Origin of the sequence: Pseudomonas sp. 57B-090624, assembly GCF_003234055.1 — a bacterium.
GTDB classification, from domain to species: Bacteria; Pseudomonadota; Gammaproteobacteria; order Pseudomonadales; family Pseudomonadaceae; genus Metapseudomonas; species Metapseudomonas tohonis.
In genome coordinates this window covers 18,827-44,234 of the sequence record NZ_QKRU01000042.1, presented here as the reverse complement: position 1 = coordinate 44,234, position 25,408 = coordinate 18,827, and the positions used below count along the sequence as shown (strand labels likewise).

The window sequence follows — 25,408 nt, the reverse complement described above, 5'->3', positions numbered from 1 at the left end:
GGCCAGGGGATGCACGGCGCGGCCTACAGCTGCCAGGAGCCGATGTCGGCATTCACGCCCTCGCCCTCGGGCTGGCCGTCGGCCCCCAGGGAGAAGATGTCCACCTCGCCGTTGGCGCCGGGGTTGAGGTAGTTGTAGGGGCGACCCCAGGGGTCGTTGGGCAGGCGTTCGAGGTAGGAGCGCCAGTTGCTCGAGGTGGCATTCGCCGGGCGTTCCACCAGCACCTTCAGGCCCTCGTTCTGGCTCGGGTAGCGGCCCTGGTCGAGGCGGTAGAGCTTGAGCGCCTGCATCAGCCCGCCGATGTCCTGGCGCGCGGCGGTGGCGCGGGCCTGGTCGGGGCGGTCGAGCACCTTGGGCACCACCATGGCGGCGAGGATGCCGAGGATCACCACCACCACCATGATCTCGATGAGGGTGAAGCCCTGCTGGCCATTCCGGCCGCGAACCGGGGAGCTGAACCGCGCGATATCCATCTCGACACTCCTTGGGTCTGCCTCGGCCCGCTTCCATGGAGGCGGGCCTGTCCTGTCGACCCGGATTGTTCCAAGCGCATATGTCACTGGTATTGAAAATCCTCGGGAGGATTTCCCCCGCGTCCGGCCACGACGCCCGTGGCATGGGGGCTGCGGGCCGGCGGGCCAGGGCTACGGCGCACCGTCCTCCGGTGTTTCCGTCAGCGTTTCGTCAGACGCCGGCGCTAGGCTGGAGCCTTCTTCCCCGCCCCGTGACCCGCTCATGAGCAAGGCCCACGCAACGCCCCGGCCAGCGGCCGGTTTCACCCTGATCGAAGTGCTGGTGGCGCTGGCCATCGTCGCCGTGGCGATGTCGGCGGCGGTGCGTGCCGCCGGGCAGATGACCCAGGCCGACGGCTTGCTGCGCGACCGATCCATCGCCCTGCTGGCGGCCCAGTCGCGCCTCGCCGAGCTGCGCCTGGAGGGGCTGCCGGGTGTCGGCCGCAAGGTGCTGGAGTGTGATCAGGGGCGCCTGCGGTTGAGCTGCGAGCAGCGCGTCACCCCGCTGGGCGACCTGGTGCAGCTGAGCCTGCGCGTGTACGACCGCGAACGTGGCGGCCCGCCCCTGGCGCGCCTGGAAACCCTGGTGGCACGCGACCGCCTGCAGGTGACGCCGTGAACTCAGCGCAGGGACGGCAGCGGCGGTGCCTCGGGCAGGCGGGCGATGGACAGGCGCTGGGTTTCACCCCCCCGGGCGATGATCACCGCATCGCCTTCGATGGCGTCCAGGCGCACGCCTTCGCCCAGGCTCTCGCCCGTGAGGAAGGCGCGTGGCGGTGCATCGTCGATGGCGAGGATGGCCACGGCACCGCGCTCCCCGGCGAACAGCCCGGTGAGGCGCACGTCCAGCTGGCTGGCGCGGCTGGCGAACCATTGCGCCGCCTCCCGGGCGGCGGCAGGCGCCGGCTGCGGGGCCTGGCTGAGCGCCTGGGCCTGCTGGGGCCTGGGGTCGCCCAGCAGCAAGCCCCAGGTGACGAGGCCGGCCAGGGTCGCCGCCAGCGCGGCGCCCTGGACCCATGCGGCGGGGTTGAAGCGGCTGACAAGGCGCATGCGACGGTTCTCCGGAAATTCCTGGCGCCGACGCTAGCAGCCGATCTTCACGGTTTTATGTCATCTCCTCCCGAGTGTGCCGGGCACGCGCAACGGGGCTTCACCCTGATCGAGCTGATGGTGGTGCTGGTGATCGTCGGCATCGCCACGGCAGCGGTGAGCCTGAGCATCCGCCCCGACCCGGCGCGCCTGCTGCGCGAGGACGCCAAGCGCCTGGCGCTGCTGTTGCAGAGCGCCCAGGACGAGGCCCGTGCCGACGGACGCGCCATCGCCTGGCAGCCGGATGAACGCGGCTACCGCTTCCTGCGCCTGGAAGATGGCGGTGCCGATGAGCGGGTGTTCGCCGGCGACCCGCAGCTGCGCCCGCGCACCTGGCAGGTGAGCCCGCTGGAGGTGCGCCTGAGCAGTGGCCGCTGGCTGCTGATCGACGCCGAGTGGATCGGCGAGCCGGCGCGCATCGAGCTGTCGGATGGGCACAACAGCGTCAGGGTCGTGCGCGAGCCCTCCGGCCGCATCGAGGTGCAGTGATGAGGGGGCAGCGCGGTTTCACCCTGATCGAGGTGATGGTGGCGATCCTGCTGATGGCCCTGGTGTCGCTGGTGGCCTGGCGTGGCCTGGACAGCGTGAGCCGCAGCGACGCGCACCTGCAGGCAGCGGCCGAACGCAACGATGAACTGCTGCGCGCGCTCAACCAGTTGCAGCGCGACCTGGCCCAACGTGCCACCACCGAGCTGCTGGAGCCGTTGCGCCCGGACGCCGACGCGGGCGCGCTGCCGATCCGCTCCGGGCCGCCGGCCCTGGTGCTGCGCGGCGGCGGCAATGGCCCGCCGCGCCTGGAGCTGGTGCGCGTGGCCCCCTCCCGCCCCGGTCGCCTGCTGCGGGTGCGCTGGTGGGTGGAAGGCGACACCCTGTACCGCGCCGCCTCCTCCCCCGGCACGCGCTACCCGCTGCCGGCCCCCGACAAGGGCGTGGCGGTGATGAGTGGCGTGAGCGACTTCGACCTGCGCACCTGGCGGCCCGGCAAGGGCTGGGCCGCCCTCACCGGCACCCCGGTGGAGAACCCCGGCGGCCTCGAACTCACCCTCACCCGCCAGACAGCGCAAGGCACCGAGCACTACCGCCAGGTGATGGGGCCGTTCGAGTGAACCCCGGCGCACACGCGGTGGGAGCGAGTTCATTGGCGATGGAATGTCCGGTCGCTCGCAGCCTGTTGCCGGTGGCAGGTCGTTCGCGGCTGAAGCCGCTCCCACACATTGGAGCCGTCCTGGCACGGATGTAGGTTGGGTTGAGGCACGAAGCCCAACGCAGCAGAGCCGAACCCCGCACCGTTGGTGCCTCGCTGCGCTCGGCGCCAACCTACGGCACCGTGCTTATCCCGGACCACGGTGTTAACCGGTGTGTAGGGTGGATGACGCTCCACCCATCCACCATCGCGGCCCCGTGCAACACCGCTGGTGGAGGTAAAGAGCGACCTCCACCCGCAGTCTGTAGCCTGGGCTTTAGCCCGGGGATACCGGCCGCCTCGCTCCCGGGCTGAAGCCCGGGCTACCGTCGACAGGGTCACCTTTACTGCGGTTTGAGGATCAGCGCGCCCAGCGGTGGGAGGTCGAGCACCAGGGAGTGGGGCTGGCCGTGGCTGGTCTCGTCCTCGGCGTGCGCTTCGGCGAGGGTGCCGGCGTTGCTGCCGGCGTACCCTTCGGCGTCGCTGTTGAGCAGCACCTGCCAGGTGCCGGGCAGCGGCACGCCGATGCGGTAGCCCGAGCGCGGCACCGGGGTGAAGTTGTGCACCACCAGCAGCGGCGCGCCATCCCGGCCCTTGCGCAGCCAGGCGTAGACGCTGTTGGCCTTGTCGTCGCCGATCAGCCACTGGAAGCCGTCGGCGACGCCGTCCAGCTGGTGTAGGGCGGGCTCGGCGCGGTACAGGGCATTGAGTTCGCGCAGCAGGGTCTGCACGCCCTGGTGCTCGCCGTAGCGCAGCAGGTACCAGTCCAGTTCGCTGTCGTGGCTCCATTCGCGCCACTGGCCGAACTCGCAGCCCATGAACAGCAGCTTCTTGCCCGGATGGCTCCACATGAAGCTGAGGTAGAGGCGCAGGTTGGCGAACTTCTGCCAGCGGTCGCCGGGCATCTTGTCCAGCAGCGAGCGCTTGCCGTGCACCACCTCGTCGTGGGAGATGGGCAGGATGAAGTGCTCGGAGAAGGCGTAGAGCAGGCCGAAGGTCAGTTGGTGGTGGTGATGGCTGCGGTTGACCGGGTCCTCGCTGGCGTACTTCAGGCTGTCGTGCATCCAGCCCATGTTCCATTTGTAGGCGAAGCCCAGGCCGCCCTCGCGGGTGGGCCGGCTGACGCCGGGCCAGGCGGTGGATTCCTCGGCTATCACCAGCGCGCCCGGCGCCTCGGTGGCGACCACGTCGTTGAGATGGCGGAGGAAGTCGATGGCCTCCAGGTTCTCGCGGCCGCCGTGGCGGTTGGGGATCCACTCGCCGTCCTTGCGCGAGTAGTCGCGGTAGAGCATCGAGGCCACGGCGTCCACGCGCAGCCCGTCGATGTGGTAGGCGCGCAGCCAGTGCAGCGCGGAGGCCAGCATGAAGCCGTGCACCTCGGTGCGGCCGAGGTTGTAGATGTAGGTGTCCCAGTCCTGGTGGAAGCCCTCGAAGGGGTGCTCGTACTCGTACAGCGCGGTGCCGTCGAAGCGGCCCAGGCCGTGGGCGTCGGTGGGGAAATGCGCCGGCACCCAGTCGAGGATGACGCCGATGCCGGCGCGGTGGCAGGCATCGATGAAGGCGGCGAAGTCACGCGGGCTGCCGTAGCGCGAGGTGGGCGCGAACTGCGACAGCGGCTGGTAGCCCCAGGAGCCGCCGAAGGGGTGCTCCATGATCGGCAGCAGCTCGATATGGCTGAAGCCCAGCTCCAGCACGTAGGGAATCAGCTGTTCGGCCAGCTCGTGCCAGTTGAGCACGCGGCCGTCGTTGCCGCCCTCCTTGCGCCAGGAGCCGACGTGCACCTCGTAGATCGACAGCGGGCGGTCGTGGGCCTGGCCGCGCTGGCGGCCGTCCATCCAGTCCTGGTCCTGCCAGTGGAAGTCCAGCGGCGCACTGACCACCGAGCCGGTGGCCGGCGGCAGTTCGGTGGCCAGGGCCACCGGGTCGGCCTTGAGCGGCAGCAGGCCGTGCTGGCCGAGCAGCTCGTACTTGTACACCTCGCCCGCCTGCAGGCGGGGCACGAAGAGTTCCCAGACCCCCGCCGGGTGACGCAGGCGCATGGGGTGGCGGCGCCCGTCCCAGCCGTTGAACGCGCCCACCACGGAGACGCGCCGGGCATTGGGCGCCCACAGGGCGAAACGCACGCCGGGCACGCCCTCGTGCTCGGTGAGCTGGGCGCCGAAGACCTTGCCCAGCTCGCGGTGGTTGCCCTCGGCGAACAGGTAGAGGTCGGTCTCGCCCAGCAGCGGGCCGAAGGCGTAGGGGTCCTCGGTTTCCTGCACGCCTTCACTCCAGTGGATGCGCAGGCGGTAGCGCTGCAGCTGCGCGGGCCGGGCGATGAACAGGCCCGGCGTGGCGGCCTGTTCGAAGGGGCACAGGGTCTGCCCGCTGTCGCCATCCAGCAGCTCGACGCCCAGGGCGCCCGGCAGGTAGGCGCGGACCACCGGGCCCTGGTCGTCGTGGTGCGGGCCGAGGAAGGCGAAGGGGTCGCCGTGCTCGGCGCGCACCAGTGCCTCGATCTGGGCCCGGTCGGCGCCCTGCTCCATTGCTACGTCATTCATTTCTTGCTCCCCAGGAGATGGCGACCCAGTTCCACCAGCCCCAGCATCGGCACATCCAGCCAATCGGGGCGGTAGCGGGCTTCGTAAAGGATTTCGTAGGCGGCCTTCTCGATGCTGAACAGCGCCAGGGCGGCGACCTCGCCGTCACGCTCGTGCCAGGCGTGCGGCAGGTTGGCGGCGGCCAGCCGATAGGCTTCATGGAAGGCCGTGCGGGCCTGGCTGCGGTAGGCGCTGGCGATGCGCTGGCGGGCCGCCTCGGCCTCGCTGGAAGCATCGGCGCCCTGGGCGTTGCGCAGCGCCATGGCGGCGGCGTAGTCGAAGGAGCGCAGCATGCCGGCCACGTCTTTCAGCGGGCTGTGGTGGGCGCGGCGCTCCTCCAGGCTGCGGGTCGGCTCGCCTTCGAAGTCGATGATGAAGGCGTCGCCCTGGGCCACCAGCACCTGCCCCAGGTGCAGGTCGCCGTGCACGCGGATGCGGATGCCGCCGGCGCTGCGCCGGGCCAGCCTGTCGACCACCTCCAGCAGCCCGGCCTGGTGGCTGCCCAGCCAGTCGGCCAGCGCCCGGGCGGAATCGGAAAGGCCCTCGCGGGATTCGGCCACCCGCTCCAGGGCCTCGCGCAGCTGCACGCCGACGCTGTGGGCCCAGGCGTCGGTTTCCGGCGTGTCGCTGCCCCGGTAGCCGAAGTCGGGGTTGTCGCTGGGGCGGGCGAGCACCTCGTGCATCTCGCCGAGGCGGCGGCCGAGCATGCGGGCGAAGGCCTCCAGTTCCACCAGCGCGGTGTACTGGCTCTCCAGCCCGGACACGCCACCGGCCAGCTCGTCACGCACGGCGCGTTCCAGGGTGTTCTGCGTCCATTGCCAGGCATCGCCCTGGTTGCTGAGGAAGGCCTGCAGCACCATCAGCGTGTGCGGCGTGCCGGCTTCGTCGACCCGGCGCACCTCGCCCAGCAACGGCGGGATGTTGGCGAAACCCTGCTCGGTGAGGTAGCCGCCCATCTCGGTTTCCGGGTGGATGCCGGGCAGCACGCGGCGCACCAGCTTGAGCACCATGCTCTCGCCGATCACCGCCGAGCTGTTGGACTGCTCGGCGGAGACGAGGTTGACGTCGCCGTCCAGGGCGCCGATGAAGTCCACCAGGCGCGAGGTCGGGGCGAACTGCAGCTCGCTGCCCTGCCAGCGCAGCACCTGGCCGCGACTCAGCTGGCGCACCACCTGGCGGACGAAGCCCGGCAGGGTGAAGGCGTCAGTGAGCAGGCCGACCTGGCGACCCCGGCGCAGGCGCGCCAGGGCCAGTTGCTCGGGCACGGCACTGCCCCCCTGGTGCTCGGCGACGAACGCCAGGGGCAGCTGGTAGTGCTCGCGGCGCTCGCCGTCGCGGCACTCCACCTCGGCCAGCACGCAGAGCGCGTCCGCCTCGCCGAAGGGCACGGCATAGAGCAGGCGCACCTCGCCCGCGCCGTCGCCGGAGAACCAGCGACGCTTGGGCAGGTAGGCCGGCAGGGATTCCCGCGCCAGGGTGCCGCCGGCGGCGCCGCGCAGCAGCTCCTGCAGGTCGTGCTTGATGACCAGGGTGGGCAGCTCGGGCAGCCGGTCCACGGGGGGTACGTGCCAGGTGGGCATTTGCGCCTCGTCTGCGAGAAGGAACCAGTAGAAACCGTAGGGCGGCAGGGTCAGCAGGTAGCTGAGCTGGCCGATCGGCGGGAATGGCGAGCCACCGACCATCTCCACCGGCACCTTGCCGTCGTAGGCGGAGAGTTCGAGCTCGGCGGCCTGGGCGGCGCGGGACAGGTTGGCCACGCAGAGGACGATCTCGTGGCGACCGTCGGGCCCGGTGTACTCGCGCAGGTAGGCGAGGATGCGGCGGTTGGCCGGTGACAGCATCTTCAGGCTGCCGCGCCCGAAGGCCTTCTGCTGCTTGCGCACGGCGAGCATGCGCCGGGTCCAGTTGAGCAGCGAGTGCGGGTCGCGGGCCTGGGCCTCGACGTTGATGGTCTGGAAGCCGTAGAGCGGGTCCATGATCGGCGGCAGCACCAGGCTCGCGGGGTCGGCGCGGGAGAAGCCGCCGTTGCGGTCGATGGACCACTGCATGGGCGTGCGCACGCCGTCGCGATCGCCGAGGAAGATGTTGTCGCCCATGCCGATCTCGTCGCCGTAGTAGAGGGTCGGCGTGCCGGGCATGGACAGCAGCAGGCTGTTGAGCAGCTCGATGCGCCGGCGGTCGCGCTCCACCAGGGGCGCCAGGCGCCGGCGGATCCCCAGGTTGATGCGCGCACGGCGGTCGGCGGCGTAGTAGTCCCAGAGGTAGTCGCGCTCCTGGTCGGTGACCATCTCCAGGGTCAGCTCATCATGGTTGCGCAGGAAGATGGCCCACTGGCAGTTGGCGGGGATGTCCGGGGTCTGCCGCAGGATGTCGGTGATGGGGAAGCGGTCTTCCTGGGCGATGGCCATGTACATGCGCGGCATCAGCGGGAAGTGGAAGGCCATGTGGCATTCGTCGCCCTCGCCGCTCTCGTTGCCGCCGAAGTACAGCTGGGTGTCCTCGGGCCACTGGTTGGCCTCGGCCAGGAGCATGCGGTCGGGGTACTTGGCGTCCAGCTCGGCGCGGATGCGCTTGAGCACCTGGTGAGTCTCGGGCAGGTTCTCGTTGTGGGTGCCGTCACGCTCGATCAGGTACGGGATGGCGTCCAGGCGCAGGCCGTCGACGCCCAGGTCGAGCCAGAAGCGCATCACCCCGAGCACTTCGCGCATCACCTGGGGGTTGTCGAAGTTGAGGTCGGGCTGGTGGGAGTAGAAGCGATGCCAGAAGTACTGGCCGGCCACCGGGTCCCAGGTCCAGTTGGACTTCTCGGTGTCGAGGAAGATGATCCGCGTGCCCAGATAGTGCTGGTCGGTGTCGGACCAGACGTAGTAGTCACGCGCCCTGGAGCCCTTCTTCGCCTCGCGGGCACGCTTGAACCAGGGGTGCTGGTCGGAGGTGTGGTTGATGACCAGCTCGGTGATCACCCGCAGGCCGCGCCGGTGGGCTTCGGCGATGAAGCGACGGGCGTCGGCCATGCTGCCGTAGTCGGGGTGCACGCCGCGGTATTCGGCGATGTCGTAGCCGTCGTCGCGCCGTGGCGAGGGGTAGAACGGCAGCAGCCAGATGGTGTTCACGCCCAGCTCGGCGATGTAGTCGAGCTTGTCGATCAGGCCGGGGAAGTCGCCGATGCCGTCGTTGTTGGAGTCGAAGAACGACTTCACGTGCACCTGGTAGATCACCGCGTCCTTGTACCAGAGCGGGTCGTTGAGGAAGGCGGCGGGCCGCTGTCTCTTGGCCATGGCGCTGATCTCAGGTCGCGGCGCGGATGCGCCAGATGCCGAAGGGCTGGTGCCAGGGCTCGATGCGCATCCACTGGGTCTTGCCGTACCAGGTCCAGGTGTGGCCGTTCATCAGGTCCTCGCCCTGGGTGGCGGCGTCCTCGGGCAGGCCCAGCTCCCACAGCGGCAGCTCGAAATGCGCCTCCTGGGCGTTGTGCGGATCGAGGCTGATGGCGATGAGGATGAAGTTGGAGCGGTCGGCGGTGCGCTTGCCGAAGTACAGGATGTTGTCGTTCCAGGCGTTGTAGACCTGCAGCCCCAGGTGGGTCTGCAAGGCCGGGTTGGCGCGGCGGATGCGGTTGAGCTGGGCGATCTCGCTGACGATGTTGCCGGGGGCGCGGTAGTCGCGCTGGCGCAGCTGGTACTTCTCCGAATCCAGGTATTCCTCCTTGCCCGGCACCGGTGCCGACTCGCAGATCTCGAAGCCCGAGTACATGCCCCAGAGGCCGGAGCCCATGGTGGCCAGTGCGGCGCGGATGAGGAAGGCGGCGCGGCCCTGGCCGTGCAGCGGGAAGGGGTTGATGTCCGGCGTGTTGACGAAGAAGTTCGGCCGGTAGCAGTCGCACAGGGGCGGCTGGTTGAGCTCGGTGAAGTACTGCGCGAGCTCCTCCTTGGTGTTGCGCCAGGTGAAGTAGGTGTAGCTCTGGGTGAAGCCGACCTTGCCCAGGCGCGCCATCACCGCCGGCCGGGTGAAGGCCTCGGCGAGGAAGATCACCTCGGGGTGGGCGGCGCGGATGTCGGCGATCAGCCATTCCCAGAACGGCAGCGGCTTGGTGTGCGGGTTGTCGACGCGGAACAGGGTCACGCCCTGCTCCACCCAGCCCTTGACCACGTCGCGCAGGGCCAGCCACAGGTCGGGCTGGGCGTCACGGGCGTAGAAGTCGACGTTGACGATGTCCTCGTACTTCTTCGGCGGGTTCTCGGCGTGGCGGATGCTGCCGTCGGGGCGCCAGCTGAACCAGCCGGGGTGCTGGGCCAGCCAGGGGTGGTCGGGGGAGCACTGGATGGCGAAGTCGAGGGCGATCTCCAGGCCGTGCTCGCGGGCGGCCCGGACCAGGGCCTGGAAGTCCTCGCGGCTGCCCAGCTGCGGGTGGATGGCCTCGTGGCCGCCCTCGGCGCTGCCGATGGCGTAGGGGCTGCCGGGGTCGTCCGGGCCGGCCTTCAATGAGTTGTTCGGCCCCTTGCGGTGGGTGCGGCCGATGGGGTGGATGGGCGGGAAGTAGAGCACGTCGAAGCCCATGGCCTGGATCTCCGGCAGCCGCGCGATGACGTCGCGGAAGGTGCCGTGGCGCTTGCCGTCGTTGGCCGCCGAGCGTGGGAACAGCTCGTACCAGCTGGCGAATTCGGCCTGCTTGCGTTCCACGTCCAGCGGGTACAGCGGGCTGCGCACGCGATGGGGATGGGCCTCGACCCGGGTCACGGCGGCCACGGTCTCGGGCGCCAGCAGCAGGGCCACGCGCGCGTCGATGGACGGGGTCTCTTCCAGGCGTGCGAGCAGCGCCTGCAGCTCGTCCACCAGGCCCGCCGGGGCCTGTTCCAGGGCCTGGCGCAGCAACAGCTCGCCTTCCTGCAGCTCCAGCTTGATGGGCACGCCGGCACCGTGCTTCTTCGACAGCTCGTAGCAGTAGCTGCCGTAGAGGTCCCACCAGGCTTCCACGGCGAACACCACGCGGCCCACGCGTGGCGGCACGAAGCTGGCCTGCCAGTGGTCGTTGCCGAGGAACTCCAGGGGCACGCGCTGCCACTCGGGGTCCTCGACCAGGCGCCAGAGCACCTGGCCGGCGAGCTTGTCGTGGCCGTCGGCGAAGATCACCGCGGTGACGGTGCGGGCCTCGCCCTCGATGGCCTTGGCGGCGAAGCGACCGCCCTCCAGCTGGGGCTCGACGGACTCGATGGCGATACGCGGGAAGGCCAGGGCCTCATCCAGTTGCAGCGCCCCGGAAAGGCGCGCGGCGGACTCGGCTGGGGTGTTCAGGGACATCGGGCTGGCTCCTTCTGACCGGCGCATGGAGGCCGGCTGGGGCCGCGCCGGGTTGCGGAAGTGGTGTGCTAGTTCCGAGCCCGGGGGGCGGGCAAAAGTTCGAACTTTCGTGTGCGGATCGACAATCCCCTGCGCCCGGGCACTGGCCATGGCCCCACACCGTCCGGAGCGGGCATAATCCACGGCTTTCATCCAGCGGCTCCGCCTTCCATGCGCATTCACGTCACCTTCATCGATCGCGTCGGCATCACCCAGGAAGTCCTCGCCCTGCTCGGCGGGCGCAACCTCAACCTGGACGCGGTGGAAATGGTCCCGCCGAACGTCTACATCGACGCGCCCACCCTCAGCGCCGAGGTGCTGGACGAGCTGCGCGGCGCGCTGCACAAGGTCCACGGCGTGCAGGAGGTGACGGTGGTGGACATCCTCCCCGGCCAGCGCCACCGGCTGCAGCTGGATGCGCTGCTGGCGGCCATGACCGACCCGGTGCTGGCGGTGGACCAGGACGGCCGCGTGCTGCTGGCCAACCCGGCGCTGCTGGCCCTGCATGGCGGCGAACTGGAAGGCGCGACGCTGGCCCAGCTGTTCGCCGACGACAGCCTGCACAACGTGCTGCGCGAGCAGGGTTTCCGCCTGCCGCTGCGCGAGGTGACGCTCAAGGGCCAGGCGCTGATGCTCGACGCCGTGCCCATCACCGAAGGCGAGCACCTGGCCGGTGCGCTGCTCACCCTCTATCTGCCCAACCGCATCGGCGAACGCCTCTCGGCCCTGCACCACGATCACGCCGAAGGCTTCGACGCGTTGCTGGGCGACTCCCAGCCCATCCGCACCCTCAAGGCCCGCGCCCTGCGCGTGGCGGCCCTGGATGCGCCCCTGCTGATCAACGGCGAGACCGGCACCGGCAAGGAGCTGGTGGCGCGGGCCTGCCATGCCGTCAGCGCGCGACACAACCAGCCGTTCCTGGCGCTGAACTGCGCGGCCCTGCCGGAGAACCTCGCCGAAAGCGAGCTGTTCGGCTATGCCCCGGGGGCCTTCACCGGTGCCCAGCGCGGCGGCAAGCCGGGGCTGCTGGAGCTGGCCAACCAGGGCACGGTGTTCCTCGACGAGATCGGCGAGATGTCGCCCTACCTGCAGGCCAAGCTGCTGCGCTTTCTCAGCGATGGCTGCTTCCGCCGGGTGGGCGGCGACCGCGAGGTGAAGGTGGACGTGCGCATCCTCAGCGCCACCCACCGCGACCTGGAGAAGATGGTGGCCGAGGGCAGCTTCCGCGAGGACCTGTTCTACCGCCTCAACGTGCTCAACCTGGACGTGCCGCCGCTGCGCGAACGCGGGCAGGACATCCTCCTGCTGGCGCGCTTCTTCATGCAGCAGGCCTGCACCCAGATCCAGCGCCCGCCCTGCCGCCTGGCGCCGGGCACCTATCCGGCGCTGCTGGGCAACCGCTGGCCCGGCAACGTGCGCCAGTTGCAGAACGTGATCTTCCGCGCCGCGGCCATCTGCGAGAGCAGCATCGTCGAGATAGGCGACCTGGACATCGCCGGCACCGCCGTCGCCCGGCAGAACGACGGCGAGGTGAACAGCCTGGAGGAGGCCGTGGAGAACTTCGAGCGCGCGCTGCTGGAAAAGCTCTTCACCAGCTACCCCTCCACCCGCCAGTTGGCGGCACGGCTGCAGACCTCGCACACCGCCATCGCCCACCGTTTGCGCAAGTACGGGATACCCGGCAAGAGTTGATACAGCACCTCAATAATTATGTATATCCATCTGTTTTCATTCATTTTTTATTAAAACCACCACGTAGGATGGGTAGAGCAACGCGAAACCCATCGTGAATGTGCTGGAACACAGCATGGGTTTCGCTTCGCTCTACCCATCCTACGGCGCATAACCTCATCTAATTTCTATAAAAACAACCCAATATATTGATTTATAAATAATTAAATCATGACTCGAACTGATCCGTAGCGAATTCGCTACAGCGTAACGACTCCGTAACATCCGGCCCTGCACCCCGTCGTTCCTGCCGTTTCCCTTGCATCCCGCCCAAAAGCCCCACTTTCTGTAGCGTTTTCGCTACACCCCTCTTCGCGCAAGACCTCGCGAATCACGCCCAAGCCCTTGTTTTATCTGGCCATGACCATCCTGGCACCACCCTTGCTAACTAGCCGACCAGACAGCACGGGACGTCGTCCCGTGCGGGGGTCCATAGAGCGCCCGGCAAAGAACCGGGCCAAAGCATCGAGGAGTTCCGAATGAGCGAGTTGCGTTTCACCGCCGAACACGAATGGCTGCGCCTGGAGGCCGATGGCCAGGTGACCGTGGGCATCACCGAGTACGCCCAGGAGGCGCTGGGCGACGTGGTCTTCGTGCAGCTCCCGGAGCTCCAGGCCTATGCGCAGGGCGCGGAAGTCGCGGTGCTGGAATCGGTCAAGGCCGCCAGCAACATCGTCATGCCGCTGGACGGCGACGTGCTCGAAATCAACGAGGCCCTCAACGACAGCCCCGAACTGGTCAACGAAGACCCGCTCGGCAAGGGCTGGTTCTTCCGCATGCGCCTGGCCGACAACGCCGTGCTGGCCGACCTGATGGACCGCGCCGCGTACGAAGCCCTGATCAAGAACGCCTGAGGAGCCCGACCATGCCCATCCAGACCAACGCCCTCGGCACCGCCAACGAATTCATCGCCCGCCACATCGGCCCGCGCGACGCCGACACCCAGGCCATGCTCGACCAGCTCGGCTACGCCGACCTGGAAGCCCTGAGCACCAGCGTCATCCCGGACAGCATCAAGGGCACCAGCGTGCTCGACATGGGCCCGGGCCAGAGCGAAGCCGACGCCCTGGCCGCGATCAAGGCCATCGCCGGCAAGAACCAGCTGTTCACCAGCTACATCGGCCAGGGCTACTACGGCACCCACACGCCCTCGCCCATCCTGCGCAACCTGCTGGAAAACCCCGCCTGGTACACCGCCTACACCCCGTACCAGCCGGAAATCTCCCAGGGCCGCCTGGAATCGCTGCTCAATTTCCAGACCCTGATCAGCGACCTCACCGGCCTGCCGATCTCCAACGCCTCGCTGCTGGACGAAGGCACCGCCGCCGCCGAGGCCATGACCTTCTGCAAGCGCCTGTCGAAGAACAAGGCCAGCAACGCCTTCTTCGCCTCCCGCCACTGCCACCCGCAGACCCTCGACGTGCTGCGCACCCGCGCCGAGCCCCTGGACATCGAAGTGGTGGTGGGTGACGAGCGCGAGCTGACCGACGCCGCGCCCTACTTCGGCGCGCTGCTGCAATACCCGGCCAGCAATGGCGACCTGTTCGACAACGCCGAGCTGGTGGAGCGCTTCCACGCCGCCGGCGCCCTGGTGGCCGTGGCCGCGGACCTGCTGGCCCTGACCCTGCTCAAGGCCCCGGGCGAGTTCGGCGCCGACGTGGCCCTGGGCAGCGCCCAGCGCTTCGGCGTGCCGCTGGGCTTCGGTGGCCCGCACGCGGCCTACTTCGCCACCCGCGATGCGTTCAAGCGCGACATGCCGGGCCGCCTCGTCGGCGTCTCCATCGACCGCCACGGCAAGCCGGCCCTGCGCCTGGCCATGCAGACCCGCGAGCAGCACATCCGCCGCGAGAAGGCCACCAGCAACATCTGCACCGCGCAGGTGCTGCTGGCCAACATCGCCAGCATGTACGCCGTCTACCACGGCCCGCAGGGGCTGACCCGCATCGCCAAGCGCGTGCACCAGCTCACCGCCATCCTCGCCCAGGGCCTGGCCAAGCTGGGCGTCACCGTCGAGCAGCAGAGCTTCTTCGACACCCTGACCCTGGCCACCGGCGCGCGCACCGCCGAGATCCACGCCAAGGCCCGCGAGCACCGCATCAACCTGCGCGTGGTCGACGACCAGCGCCTGGGCCTTTCCCTCGACGAGACCACCACCCAGGCCAGCGTCGAAGCGCTGTGGGCGATCTTCGCCGACGGCCAGGCCCTGCCCGCCTTCGCCGAGCTGGCCGCGACCATCCCCAGCCGCCTGCCCACCGCACTGCTGCGCGAGTCGGCGATCCTCGCCCACCCGGTATTCAACCGCTACCACTCGGAAACCGAGCTGATGCGCTACATGCGCAAGCTGGCCGACAAGGACCTGGCGCTGGACCGCAGCATGATCCCGCTGGGCTCCTGCACCATGAAGCTGAACGCCGCCAGCGAGATGATCCCGGTCACCTGGGCCGAGTTCGGCAACCTGCACCCCTTCGCCCCGGCCGAGCAGTCCGAGGGCTACCAGCAGCTGACCTGCGAGCTGGAAGCCATGCTCTGCGCCGCCACCGGCTATGACGCCGTGTCGCTGCAGCCCAACGCCGGCTCCCAGGGCGAGTACGCCGGCCTGCTGGCCATCCGCGCCTACCACCTGAGCCGTGGCGACGACCAGCGCGACATCTGCCTGATCCCGCAATCGGCCCACGGCACCAACCCGGCGACCGCCAACATGGTCGGCATGCGCGTGGTGGTGACCGCCTGCGACGCCCGCGGCAACGTCGACATCGCCGACCTCAAGGCCAAGGCCGAGGAACACCGCGACCGCCTCGCCGCGATCATGATCACCTACCCCTCCACCCATGGCGTATTCGAGGAAGGCATCCGCGAAATCTGCGAGATCATCCACGCCAACGGCGGCCAGGTGTACATCGACGGCGCCAACATGAACGCCATGGTCGGCCTCTGCGCCCCGGGCCAGTTCGGCGGCGACGTGTCCCACCTGAACCTGCACAAGACCTTCTGCATCCCCCACGGCGGCGGCGGCCCGGGCGTCGGCCCGATCGGCGTCAAGGCCCACCTGGCGCCCTTCCTGCCCGGCCACGGCCATCTGGCACGCAAGGAAGGCGCGGTGAGCGCCGCGCCCTTCGGCAGCGCCAGCATCCTGCCCATCACCTGGATGTACATCCGCATGATGGGCGGCGCCGGCCTGCGTCGCGCCTCGCAGATGGCGATCCTCAACGCCAACTACATCGCCCGTCGCCTGGAAGAGCACTACCCGGTGCTCTACACCGGCACCAACGGCCTGGTGGCCCACGAGTGCATCCTCGACCTGCGCCCGCTCAAGGACAGCAGCGGCATCAGCGTCGACGACGTGGCCAAGCGCCTGATCGACTTCGGCTTCCACGCCCCCACCATGTCCTTCCCGGTGGCCGGCACGCTGATGATCGAGCCGACCGAGAGCGAGTCCAAGGAAGAACTGGACCGCTTCTGCGACGCCATGATCCGCATCCGCAACGAGATCCGCGCGGTGGAGACCGGCGCCCTGGACGCCAACGACAACCCGCTGAAGAACGCCCCGCACACCGCGGCGGAGCTGGTCGGCGAGTGGGCCCACCCCTACAGCCGCGAACAGGCCGTGTACCCGACCGCCAGCCTGGTGGACGGCAAGTACTGGCCGCCGGTGGGCCGCGTCGACAACGTCTTCGGCGACCGCAACCTGGTCTGCGCCTGCCCGTCCATCGAGGCGTACCAGGACGCCTGACCCACACGGTGGGCTCCCGCCTGCGCGGGAATGACGATGCACGGGGCGCCTGGCGGGCGCCCCGTCACCCCCCGCGAACGCGGGGGCCCACCGAACAGCCGTCGGGCCGCGAGGCCCGATATCCCCCAGTGTCTACGCTGACCCAATAACAACGAGCGCGATCCAGGCTCAGGAGCGACACCATGTCCCTCAGCGTCTTCGACCTGTTCAAGATCGGCATCGGCCCTTCCAGCTCCCACACGGTCGGCCCGATGCGGGCGGCCGCGCGCTTCGTCGACGGCCTGCGCCGCGAAGGCCTGCTGGCCGCCACGGAAGTCCTCCGCGTGGAGCTCTACGGCTCCCTCGGCGCCACCGGCAAGGGCCACGGCAGCGACAAGGCCGTGCTGCTCGGCCTGGAAGGCGAGCAGCCCGACACCGTGGACACCGAGCACATCGACACGCGCCTGGCGCGCATGCGCAAGGACGGCGAGCTGCGCCTGGGTGGCGAGAAGACCATCCGCTTCGTCGAGAAGGACCACCTGGCGATGATCCGCCGGCCCTTGCCCTACCACCCCAACGGCATGATCTTCCGCGCCTTCGATGCCGCCGGGTTGCAGTTGCGCTCGCGCGAGTACTACTCGGTGGGCGGCGGTTTCGTGGTGGACGAGGAAGCCGCCGGGCACGACCGCATCGTCGAAGACCAGACGCCGCTCGCCTACCCCTTCAGGACCGGCAAGGAGCTGCTCGCCCACTGCGCCGCCAGCGGCCTCTCCATCAGTGCACTGATGCGCGAGAACGAGAAGGCCTGGCGCAGCCCCGAGGAGACCAGCGCCGGGCTGCAGCGCATCTGGCAGGTGATGCAGGACTGCGTGAAGGCCGGCTGCCGCAAGGAAGGCATCATGCCCGGCGGGCTCAAGGTCAAGCGCCGCGCCGCCGCCCTGTTCCGCCAGCTCAGCGAGCGCCCGGAAGCGGCCCTGCGCGACAGCCTGACGGTGCTCGACTGGGTCAACCTCTACGCCCTGGCGGTGAACGAGGAGAACGCCACGGGCGGCCGCGTGGTCACCGCGCCCACCAACGGCGCGGCCGGCATCGTCCCGGCGGTGCTGCACTACTACGCACGCTTCGTCCCCGGCGCCAATGACGAGGGCGTGGAGCGCTTCCTGCTCACCGCCGCCGCCATCGGCATCCTCTACAAGGAGAACGCCTCCATCTCCGGCGCCGAAGTGGGCTGCCAGGGCGAAGTCGGCGTGGCCTGCTCCATGGCCGCCGGCGCGCTCTGCGAAGTCATGGGCGGCAGCGTGCAGCAGGTGGAGAACGCCGCCGAGATCGGCATGGAACACAACCTGGGGCTGACCTGCGACCCGGTCGGCGGCCTGGTCCAGGTGCCCTGCATCGAGCGCAACGCCATGGGCTCGGTGAAGGCCATCAACGCCGCCCGCATGGCCCTGCGCGGCGACGGCCAGCACTTCATCTCCCTCGACAAGGTCATCCGCACCATGCGCCAGACCGGGGCCGACATGAAGAGCAAGTACAAGGAAACCGCTCGCGGCGGTCTTGCCGTGAACATCATTGAATGTTGAGAGCAGCGGCAAGCTTCAAGCCGCAAGCTTCAAGTGAAAACACCGTTTTGCTGCCACCTGCTTGCGGCTTGCCGCTTGTGGCTTGCAGCTTCCGAAGGAGATTTACATGACCCTCGCAAAGACCCCCCTGCACGCCCTGCACCTCGAACTGGGCGCCAAGATGGTTCCCTTCGCCGGCTACGACATGCCGGTGCAGTACCCGCTGGGCGTGATGAAGGAGCACCTGCACACCCGTGAACAGGCCGGGCTGTTCGACGTGTCCCACATGGGGCAGATCCGCCTGCGTGGCAGCGACGCCGCCAAGGCCCTGGAGAGCCTGGTGCCGGTGGACATCATCGACCTGCCGGTGGGCCTGCAGCGCTACGCCGTGTTCACCGACGCCAACGGCGGCATCCTCGATGACCTGATGGTGGCGCGCCTGGGTGCGGACGAGCTGTTCCTGGTGGTCAACGCCGCCTGCAAGGACCAGGACCTGGCCCACCTGCGCGCGCACATAGGCGAGCGCTGCGAGATCGAGCCACTGTTCGAGGAGCGCGCCCTGCTCGCCCTGCAGGGCCCGGCAGCGGTCACCGTGCTGGCACGCCTGGCGCCCGAGGTGGCGAAGATGACCTTCATGCAGTTCGGCAGCGCCCGCCTGCTGGGCGTCGAGTGCTACGTCAGCCGCTCCGGCTACACCGGTGAGGACGGCTACGAGATCTCCGTGCCTGCCGACAAGGCCGAGGCCCTGGCCCGCGCCCTGCTGGCCGAACCGGAAGTCCAGGCCATCGGCCTCGGTGCCCGCGACTCGCTGCGCCTGGAAGCCGGCCTGTGCCTCTACGGCCACGACATGGACACTGCCACCACCCCCATCGACGCCAGCCTGGCCTGGGCCATCTCCAAGGTGCGCCGCGCCGATGGCGAGCGTGCCGGTGGCTTCCCGGGCGCCGAGCGTATCTTCGCCCAGCAGCGCGAGGGCGTCGCCGCCAAGCGCGTCGGCCTGCTGCCCCAGGAGCGCGTACCGGTGCGTGAAGGCGCCGAGATCGTCGACGCCGACGGCACCGTCATCGGCCGCGTCAGCAGCGGCGGCTTCGGCCCCACCCTGGGCGGCCCGGTGGCCATGGGCTACGTCAATGCCGCCCATGCCGCCCTCGACAGCGAGATCTGGGCCGTGGTGCGCGGCAAGCGCGTGGCGATGAAGGTCGCCAAGACCCCCTTCGTGCCGCAGCGCTACTACCGCGGCTGACCCTTTACCCTCGATGCCCCGCAGGCTCCCCCAGCCGAACGGGCCCTCAAGGCGACGGTGCGAACCGTCGCCTTTTCTTTTTCCGGCACTCCACCCAAGGCAGGGCCTATCCCGGGATGCAGGGTGGAGGTCGGCCTTTACCTCCACCGGCGATGCCCGGTGCCACAACCCAATTCCGAGCCGTGGCACACCGCCGTGGGTTGGCGTCGAGCGCAGCGAAGCCCAACGGGGGTCAATGGGAAGGTGCCAGGGCCGTTCGCGAGCAGAGCTCGCTCCTGCGAGGTGGAATCGGAGGTGGGCTGCGTAGGGCGGGTGAAACCCGCGTGAGGCGTGCCGAAGGAAGATTCATGGCACGAAATCCGCGCCGCCCGGGTGCTTATTCGCGAATGAATTCGCTCCTGCAAAGGCGGGTACGGACGGCGGCCTGCCGATCACTCGAATTCTCACTTTAAAGATTACAAAAAGCACGTAACTCATTGATTTTCATATAAATGAAAAATCTAGAATTTACTTTAACTTTTGCCTGCATACGTTTGAAAGCAGGCGATTCCGGCGCCGAAACCTTGCCGTAATACTTCTGGCATATCACCGTCATCTCGCCGTCACACGACTCGGGCAGATTCGCGTCTCACCAATCCTGGGGAGGACCATGAAATGCCCTACAAGAAAACCCTGATCCAATCGCTGACCCTGGCCGCGCTGGCCATCGCCGTTTCCGCCTGCAGCACCCAGCCGGCCGCCCCGGCCAAGGTCGAGGCGCTGAACAACGAAGACTGGTATCAGATCCGCACCGAGAAGGAGCTGTTCGTCTTCGACGACTACGCCACCTATCGCGGCTTCATGCAGAACGGTACCGCCCCGCTGAAGAAAGCCACCGGCAAGAAAGACGGCTTCGACCGCGACATCACCCTGATCCTCAAGGCCGACGACCAGGGCAAGGAAGCCAAGACCAGCGCCCAGCGCTTCCTGGACGTCAGCCTGCCGCCGGCCCAGCCGTTCTACGGCGAGCTGCGTGACGAAGAAGGCATCATCTATGTGTTCAGCCGCTACGGCGACATGATGGACATGTACAAGATCGGCGAGCCCACCTTCAGCTACGTCGACATCGGCGGCGGCCCCGACGGCCAGCGCGTGGTCTACGTCCTGACCAAGGAAGAGCCCAAGCCGGAAAAGCTGATCGCCCAGTTCCGCCGCAACTACGGCATGTGATCCGCCCACCACGGTCACCCAACGGAAGCGCCCAGGCGCTGCCGTTTTCATTTGTGCGAAAAATGCCGACACCAACCCGCCCGGGAACACCCGTAGGGGCGAGTTCATTGGCTCTGTCTGCGTTAGCTGTTGTGGTTTTGAAGCAAGCCGTCAAGCACGGTGCTTTTCGGGCACCAAGGGTTTGTGCCACTTCCACAGCATGGGTTTCGCTTCGCTCTACACCATCCTACGAAAGCCGCCGCCACGTGCGTACTGGGTCGGTGCGCGCAGAAATGTTGGGATTTGAGCGAAGAAGGCTGGCCCGAAGGGTGAGCGAAGCGAATCAAGGGGTTGAGCGACATGGATGTCGCGAGAGGCGCATCGGGCCAGGGATGGCCCATTGGCGATGGAGCGAGGGAAGTCTGGCTTCAGCCAGACCCGTATGGCGGGGCAGGCCCTTTTGGTTGCTTTTAAGTGGCTCGGCATTCCGACGATTGTCAAAAGGGACTCGCCCGGGTGGGCGAAACCAAAAGCCCCACCAAAACCCTGCAATCAGCTGGGCTCAAGTCCTCTAGCAACGCGCAGCCCAAGTCCACCTAGTGCTGATAACGCTTGCGGTACTCGCCGGGAGAAACGCCGAAGCGCGCCTTGAAGGCGGTGGAGAAATAGCTGGAATCCGAGAACCCCCAGGAATAGCCAAGAGCGGAGAGCTTCTGCTCGGCGCCGCCCAGGCGCAGGGACTCGGCGCAGAAGTCCAGGCGGCGGTTCTTGATGTACTGCGCCACCACCAGCCCCTTGCGCGAGAACATGCGGTACAGGCCACGCACCGAAACCCCCACCTCGCGCGCCAGCAGCTCCGGGCAGAGCTCCTCGGAACGGATGTGCGCATCGATGAAGTCCAGGGTCTTGCGGAACACCCGCTCGTGCACGTCGCCCTCGGCATCGACGGCGCTGATGGCCGGGCGCAACAGGCTGACCACCGCATCCAGGGTCGCCTCGCTCTCGTGCTGGCTGAGGCACTCGTGCTGGCTGGCCTCCAGCACCAGGCGATGGGTGAGCAGCGCGATGGGCGAGGTGGCGGCGATCTTCTGCGCGCAGCGCACGCTGCCATAGCGCAGGTTCTGTTCCACCAGGTGGCGCGGCAGGATCAGCGACAGCTGCCGGGAATTGGCGCCGTAGGTGAAGTCGCTGGGCAGCGAGGAGTCGATCAGGGTGATGTCGCCGGGCGCCAGGCGCACGCGGTTGCCGCCCTGCTCCATGTTCGCCTCGCCCTGCAGCTGGAAGGCGGCGAAGAAGTGCCGACCGTCGCTCTGCGCCACCTCGTGCTCGGTGCGATAGAGCCGCGCCTGGGCGACATCGACGAAGCTCAGCTTGATGGCGCCGGATTTGTATTCGCGGACCGCGCCGGAGAATTCATCCCCGAGGGTCTTGGCGCAGAAGCGCCCGCATACCTGGTTGATCCGCTGCAACCACTCGTCGAAGCGGTCGGTTCTCAGTGCACGTGCAGTCATGGCCATGGAGCCTCTGGCTAGCTTTCTTATTGTTATTGAAGGCCGCATCGAGGCGACCTTCGTTCATTCTTCCTCCGTGCCATCCCGCGACCTGCGGTGCGGCCCGGCGGATCACGCCAAGCACTTCGCCCTCCTGGGCATTTCGAGACAGGAGCCCTATTTAAGCCCGCCGAATCGCCGATAGAAACTTTCGCCGACATCCGGCAGCGGACCGTCTGCGGTTTCCAGTGCGCCATTGAGCCACTCCTCGGCCTTGGCTTGCACCAGGCGGTAGATATTGCGGCACAGCTGGCGCGCCGCACGCCCCTCCCAGTCGCCCGGCAACAGCTCGTCGGGCAGCTGCGGGTCGCGCAGCAGCAATTTGCGGTACTCGTGTATCAGCAGGGTTCGTGCCAGGAAGCAGTCCTGCGGCTGCAGCGCCTCCTGTTCGCGCAGCGCCTGCCACAACGGGCGGAACAGCTGGATGAATTCGCTGTAGTGCGCCGCCAGCTCGTCGATGTTCCAACTCTCGCGAACCTGCATGCGCAGAGCCCTGGAGGCGAGCACATCCTGGGCGGTGGTCTCGAAGACGATGGTTTCCTCCAGGGCCTCGAGGTCCTGCAGGGTGGCGTTCACATCCATGCGGTCGCAGCGCGGGCAGGCCAGCACGATCGGGGAAATCGCACCAAAACCTTGCCACTCCAGCTCCTCGCGCACCTGTTTGCGCTTCTCCTGGGGCAGCTGCGAGAGCATCACCAGGCACCAGGAACCGTCCCAGGCCGGCAGGCTGGAGCTGTACACGCGCTTGAAGGCCTTTTCGAAACGCCGCCGCCCGGTGCCGGTGAGGCTGTAGTAGCTGCGCCGGCCGACCTTCTCGGCGGTGAGCCAGCCTTCCTTGGTCAGGCGGAAGATCGAGGTACGGATCAGGCGCTCATTCACGCCGATGGGCTCCAGCAGCTGGATCAGGCTGCCCAGCCACACGGTGCCGCCATGGGGTTCGATGGCATCGCCATAGAGGGTGATGATCAGCGAGCTGGCGCGCAGCGGCGTCTGCTCCTGGAAACGGGTGATGAGGTGCTGCAGGGGAGCGAGGGACGTCATGGGCGAACCGGGCGCTGGAAAGTTGCCGAATATACCCGTCGCATCGGCGCGCTGACCACAGTCGCGCTCATGCCGATTCCCCCTTCGGGCGCAGGCCGTCGACGCGGTTGCGCGGGCGATCCGGCTCCACCGCCGACAGCGGCTCGCAGGCCACCATGCTCGCCATGCAGCGCCGCGCCAGCGCCTGGTACTCCCGGGTGCCGCGCTGCTTCCAGGCCACCTCCTCGTCGCCGAGCCGGCGCTTCACCTCGGCCGGCGCACCCATGACCAGGGACTGCTCCGGGCACTCGAAGCGCGCCTTGACGAAGGCCGCGGCGGAGACGAAGGAGCGCGCACCGATATGGGCGCCATCCATCACCACCGCATTCATGCCCACCAGGGCGTCCTCGCCGATGCGACAGCCGTGCAGCACCGCGCCGTGGCCGATGTGGCCGTTGCGCTCCACCACCGTGTCGCTTTCCGGGAAACCATGCATCACGCAGGTGTCCTGGATGTTGGCGCCCTCCTCCAGGACGATCCGCCCGAAGTCGCCGCGCAGGCTGGCCAGCGGGCCCACATAGCAGTTGGGGCCGATGATCACGTCGCCGATCAGCACCGCCGACGGGTGCACGTAGGCGCTCGGGTCCACCACCGGAACCAGCCCGTCGAGGCTGTAGCAGGTCATGGCGCAACACCCCGCGCGATGGGTTGAAGCAGGAAAAGGCGGCTCATGGTCGATCCTCGCAAGCGAATACCGCGACAAAAAAGCGATGCGGCAGGTGACGCAACTTGTATCACATCATTTTTATCGGATAAAGCCAGCAATCGCGTATCGGTTGACACAAATCCACCCTTCACCGCCAGAAGCCCGCACCAATACTGGAACTCGCCGACTCGCATTGGCGAGAAGCCAGCATCGGAACGCCAGGACGCGCAAGGAAACACCTCATTAAAGACACACAAAATCAATTCAATGCTTATTGTTTTGTATCGCTTCACGCGTATACTCCGGAAAAACGCCAGCCCGCCCAGCGGACGAATGCCTGGCAACCCAACAACAAATGCCGGCCCAGATGCCGTGCGTGCGCCGTGAGGGCCCGCTGCATGCCCCAGACTCTCGTCGTCCTGCCACCGGATAGAGGCGTGCGCCTCATCACCCTGCAACGCCCGGAGGCGCTCAACGCCCTGAACACCCAGTTGCTGGGCGAACTGGCACTGGAACTGGACACCGCCGAGCGCGACCCGGAGACCCGCGTGGTGGTGCTCACCGGCAGCCGCAAGGCCTTCGCCGCCGGCGCCGACATCAACGAGATGGCCGAGCGCGACCTGGTGGGCATCCTCGACGACCCGCGCCAGGCCCACTGGCAGCGCATCACCCGCTTCCCCAAGCCCCTGGTCGCCGCGGTCAACGGCTTCGCCCTGGGCGGCGGCTGCGAACTGGCCATGCACGCCGACATCCTCATCGCCGGCGAGGACGCCCGCTTCGGCCAGCCGGAAATCAACCTCGGCATCATGCCCGGCGCCGGCGGTACCCAGCGCCTGCTGCGCGCCGTAGGCAAGTCCCTGGCCATGCAGATGGTGCTCGGCGGCGAGGCCATCGACGCCCGCCACGCCCTGCGCGCCGGCCTGGTCAGCGAAGTGACCCAGCCGGAATTCACCGTCGAGCGCGCCCTGGCCATCGCCCGCGTCATCGCCGGCAAGGCACCTCTCGCCTTGCGACTGGCCAAGGAGGCGTTGCTCAAGGCCGAAGACACCGACCTCGCCAGCGGCCTGCGCTTCGAGCGCCACGCCTTCACCCTGCTGGCCGGCACCCGTGACCGCGAAGAAGGCCTCGCCGCCTTCCGCGAGAAACGCACCCCCGAATTCACCGGCCGCTGACCCGGCCGCCCACCACTCGACTCCATAGAGCGCACGCCATGAATTTCGAGCACATCCTGTTTTCCATCGAGGCCGGGGTCGCCACCCTCAGCCTCAACCGCCCCGAACAGCTCAACAGCTTCAACGCCGCCATGCACGGCGAGGTCCGCGAGGCCCTCAAGCGCGTGCGCCAGGACCCGGAGGTGCGCGTCCTGCTGCTCACCGGCGAGGGCCGCGGCTTCTGCGCCGGGCAGGACCTGGCCGACCGCAACGTCGCGCCGAGCGCCGAGATGCCCGACCTGGGGCTGTCCATCGAGCGCTTCTACAACCCGCTGATCCGCGCCCTGCGCGACCTGCCGCTGCCGGTGATCTGCGCGGTCAACGGCGTGGCCGCCGGTGCCGGCGCCAACATCCCGCTGGCCTGCGACCTGGTGCTGGCGGCGCGTTCGGCCAGTTTCATCCAGGCCTTCTGCAAGATCGGCCTGGTGCCCGACTCCGGCGGCACCTGGAGCCTGCCGCGCCTGGTCGGCCTGGCCCGTGCCAAGGCCCTGGCATTGCTGGGCGAGCGGCTGAGCGCCGAGCAGGCCGAGCAATGGGGGCTGATCCACCGCGTGGTGGATGACGCCGCGCTGCGCGACGAGGCCCTGAAGCTGGCGCGCCACCTGGCCACCCAGCCCACCTACGGCCTGGCCCTGATCAAGCGCGCCCTCAACGCCAGCCTGGACAACGGCTTCGACCAGCAGCTGGAGCTGGAGCGCGACCTGCAGCGCCTGGCCGGCCGCAGCGAGGACTACCGCGAAGGCGTCGGCGCCTTCATGGAGAAACGCACCCCGAGCTTCAAAGGACGCTGA

General features: G+C 68.3%; 20 protein-coding genes. 11 read left to right on the top strand and 9 right to left on the bottom strand.

Annotation, left to right across the window (positions count from 1 at the left end; translation table 11 throughout):
• Positions 1–23: 23 nt before the first annotated feature.
• Positions 24–473: a type II secretion system major pseudopilin GspG gene (gene gspG / locus DMX10_RS19785; protein WP_021217637.1), complete on the bottom strand. Its 450-nt coding sequence runs from the start codon at positions 471–473 to the stop codon at positions 24–26.
• Between the two features lie 262 nt (positions 474–735).
• Between gspG and gspI the strand changes: the two genes are divergently transcribed.
• Positions 736–1,131 (top strand): type II secretion system minor pseudopilin GspI, encoded by a 396-nt coding sequence (gspI, locus tag DMX10_RS19780; RefSeq protein WP_111262657.1) that lies wholly within the window; start codon positions 736–738, stop codon positions 1,129–1,131.
• A 2-nt stretch (positions 1,132–1,133) separates the two neighbouring features.
• Here the strand turns inward: gspI and DMX10_RS19775 are convergent, their stop codons facing one another.
• Entirely contained in the window at positions 1,134–1,562 is a 429-nt protein-coding gene (locus DMX10_RS19775; protein WP_111262656.1) for a type II secretion system protein N, read from the bottom strand.
• A gap of 57 nt (positions 1,563–1,619) precedes the next feature.
• Here DMX10_RS19775 and gspH point away from each other — a divergent pair, with 57 nt between their 5' ends.
• Together gspH and DMX10_RS19765 are read left to right on the top strand one after the other, a co-directional pair.
• A complete protein-coding gene (gene gspH, locus DMX10_RS19770) occupies positions 1,620–2,090 on the top strand; it encodes a type II secretion system minor pseudopilin GspH (RefSeq protein ID WP_111262655.1) in 471 nt (156 codons plus the stop codon).
• Entirely contained in the window at positions 2,090–2,707 is a 618-nt protein-coding gene (locus DMX10_RS19765; RefSeq protein WP_111262654.1) for a type II secretion system protein J, read from the top strand. Before gspH ends, DMX10_RS19765 begins: the two co-directional genes overlap by 1 nt.
• Positions 2,708–3,128: 421 nt before the next feature.
• Here DMX10_RS19765 and glgB read toward each other — a convergent pair whose 3' ends face one another.
• From glgB to DMX10_RS19750, 3 genes are read right to left on the bottom strand one after another with little or no spacing between them, the layout of a single operon-like run.
• A complete protein-coding gene (glgB, locus tag DMX10_RS19760) occupies positions 3,129–5,324 on the bottom strand; it encodes a 1,4-alpha-glucan branching protein GlgB (RefSeq protein WP_111262653.1) in 2,196 nt (731 codons plus the stop codon).
• Entirely contained in the window at positions 5,321–8,641 is a 3,321-nt protein-coding gene (gene treS, locus DMX10_RS19755) for a maltose alpha-D-glucosyltransferase (RefSeq protein WP_111262652.1), read from the bottom strand. The genes glgB and treS overlap by 4 nt, the downstream gene beginning before the upstream one ends.
• Before the next feature lie 10 nt (positions 8,642–8,651).
• Entirely contained in the window at positions 8,652–10,661 is a 2,010-nt protein-coding gene (locus DMX10_RS19750; protein ID WP_111262651.1) for an alpha-1,4-glucan--maltose-1-phosphate maltosyltransferase, read from the bottom strand.
• Positions 10,662–10,871: 210 nt separating this feature from the next.
• On the opposite strand from DMX10_RS19750, the gene DMX10_RS19745 reads away from it, so the two are divergent.
• The 6 genes from DMX10_RS19745 (at position 10,872) to DMX10_RS19720 (ending at position 20,151) form a co-directional block, all read left to right on the top strand.
• Positions 10,872–12,392, top strand: a complete 1,521-nt coding sequence (locus DMX10_RS19745) for a sigma-54-dependent transcriptional regulator (RefSeq protein ID WP_111262650.1) — start codon at positions 10,872–10,874, stop codon at positions 12,390–12,392.
• Positions 12,393–12,910: 518 nt separating this feature from the next.
• Positions 12,911–13,285 (top strand): glycine cleavage system protein GcvH, encoded by a 375-nt coding sequence (gene gcvH / locus DMX10_RS19740; RefSeq protein WP_111262649.1) that lies wholly within the window; start codon positions 12,911–12,913, stop codon positions 13,283–13,285.
• Between the two features lie 11 nt (positions 13,286–13,296).
• Entirely contained in the window at positions 13,297–16,161 is a 2,865-nt protein-coding gene (gene gcvP / locus DMX10_RS19735) for an aminomethyl-transferring glycine dehydrogenase (protein ID WP_111262648.1), read from the top strand.
• Between the two features lie 182 nt (positions 16,162–16,343).
• Entirely contained in the window at positions 16,344–17,720 is a 1,377-nt protein-coding gene (locus DMX10_RS19730) for an L-serine ammonia-lyase (RefSeq protein ID WP_111262647.1), read from the top strand.
• A 106-nt stretch (positions 17,721–17,826) separates the two neighbouring features.
• Positions 17,827–18,942 carry a glycine cleavage system aminomethyltransferase GcvT gene (gene gcvT, locus DMX10_RS19725; protein ID WP_111262646.1) on the top strand — a complete coding sequence of 372 codons (1,116 nt, stop codon included), beginning with the start codon at positions 17,827–17,829 and terminating at the stop codon, positions 18,940–18,942.
• A gap of 654 nt (positions 18,943–19,596) precedes the next feature.
• Positions 19,597–20,151: a hypothetical protein gene (locus DMX10_RS19720; RefSeq protein WP_111262645.1), complete on the top strand. Its 555-nt coding sequence runs from the start codon at positions 19,597–19,599 to the stop codon at positions 20,149–20,151.
• A gap of 575 nt (positions 20,152–20,726) precedes the next feature.
• On the opposite strand, the gene feaR is transcribed toward DMX10_RS19720, so the two are convergent.
• The 4 genes from feaR to DMX10_RS32555 form a co-directional block, all read right to left on the bottom strand.
• Positions 20,727–21,641: a transcriptional regulator FeaR gene (feaR, locus tag DMX10_RS19715; RefSeq protein WP_111262666.1), complete on the bottom strand. Its 915-nt coding sequence runs from the start codon at positions 21,639–21,641 to the stop codon at positions 20,727–20,729.
• A gap of 156 nt (positions 21,642–21,797) precedes the next feature.
• Positions 21,798–22,721 carry a phenylacetic acid degradation operon negative regulatory protein PaaX gene (gene paaX, locus DMX10_RS19710; protein ID WP_111262644.1) on the bottom strand — a complete coding sequence of 308 codons (924 nt, stop codon included), beginning with the start codon at positions 22,719–22,721 and terminating at the stop codon, positions 21,798–21,800.
• Between the two features lie 67 nt (positions 22,722–22,788).
• Positions 22,789–23,385 carry a phenylacetic acid degradation protein PaaY gene (gene paaY / locus DMX10_RS19705; RefSeq protein ID WP_111262643.1) on the bottom strand — a complete coding sequence of 199 codons (597 nt, stop codon included), beginning with the start codon at positions 23,383–23,385 and terminating at the stop codon, positions 22,789–22,791.
• Entirely contained in the window at positions 23,382–23,699 is a 318-nt protein-coding gene (locus tag DMX10_RS32555) for a hypothetical protein (RefSeq protein ID WP_146603036.1), read from the bottom strand. The genes paaY and DMX10_RS32555 overlap by 4 nt, the downstream gene beginning before the upstream one ends.
• Before the next feature lie 105 nt (positions 23,700–23,804).
• On the opposite strand from DMX10_RS32555, the gene paaF reads away from it, so the two are divergent.
• A complete protein-coding gene (gene paaF, locus DMX10_RS19700; RefSeq protein WP_111262642.1) occupies positions 23,805–24,578 on the top strand; it encodes a 2,3-dehydroadipyl-CoA hydratase PaaF in 774 nt (257 codons plus the stop codon).
• Between the two features lie 38 nt (positions 24,579–24,616).
• Positions 24,617–25,408 carry a 2-(1,2-epoxy-1,2-dihydrophenyl)acetyl-CoA isomerase PaaG gene (gene paaG / locus DMX10_RS19695; RefSeq protein WP_111262641.1) on the top strand — a complete coding sequence of 264 codons (792 nt, stop codon included), beginning with the start codon at positions 24,617–24,619 and terminating at the stop codon, positions 25,406–25,408.